The organism is Ensifer adhaerens, from assembly GCF_001270265.1.
Lineage (GTDB): Bacteria > Pseudomonadota > Alphaproteobacteria > Rhizobiales > Rhizobiaceae > Ensifer > Ensifer adhaerens_B.
Genome location: NZ_LGAP01000091.1, coordinates 1 through 620, shown reverse-complemented (window position 1 = coordinate 620; position 620 = coordinate 1). Strand labels below are relative to the sequence as shown.

The following is a 620-nucleotide window of genomic DNA, read 5'->3' as shown; positions in this document are numbered from 1 at the left end:
CGATTGCATCGCGCAGGCGGTCGCTGTCATAGGCGGTGTCTGCCATGACGACGTCTGCGGGCAGGCCCTCGATCAGGGCGTCGGCTTGCGGCGCATCGCCCTTCTGGCCTGCCGTGAGTGTGAAGCGAACCGGGCAGCCGAGACCACGCACCGCCATGTGGATCTTGGTGCTCAGGCCGCCCCGAGAACGGCCAAGGGCCTGATCTTCAGCCCCTTTTTTGCGCCCGCGGCGTGCTGATGGGCGCGGATGATGGTGGAATCAATGATCAGGTATTCGAAGTCCGGATCGTCCGACATCGCGGCGAACATGCGCCACCAGATGCCCTTCTGGCTCCAGCGGCTGAAACGGCGGAAGACACTGTTCCACTCGCCGAACACCTCCGGTAGATCACGCCAGGGCGAGCCGGTGCGTACGATCCAAAGCACTGCTTCCACGAACATGCGGTTGTCGCGGCCGGATGAGCCGCGCGTGCGTCCGTCACCAATAATGTGGTGCGATATCCGCTCCCACTGCTCGTCCCGAAGGATCAGACGATCCAAAACACCCATGACTGCCTCCAAAAGACAGTCTTGAATCTGATTTGCTCACCCTTGGAAATCCCAAGAGTCCACACGACCTA

The 620-nt window shown here is 61.5% G+C and carries 1 pseudogene; it reads right to left on the bottom strand.

The features are described from left to right. A pseudogene (locus AC244_RS34815) lies at positions 1 to 549 on the bottom strand (IS5 family transposase); the annotation flags it as partial. Positions 550 to 620: the final 71 nt, after the last annotated feature.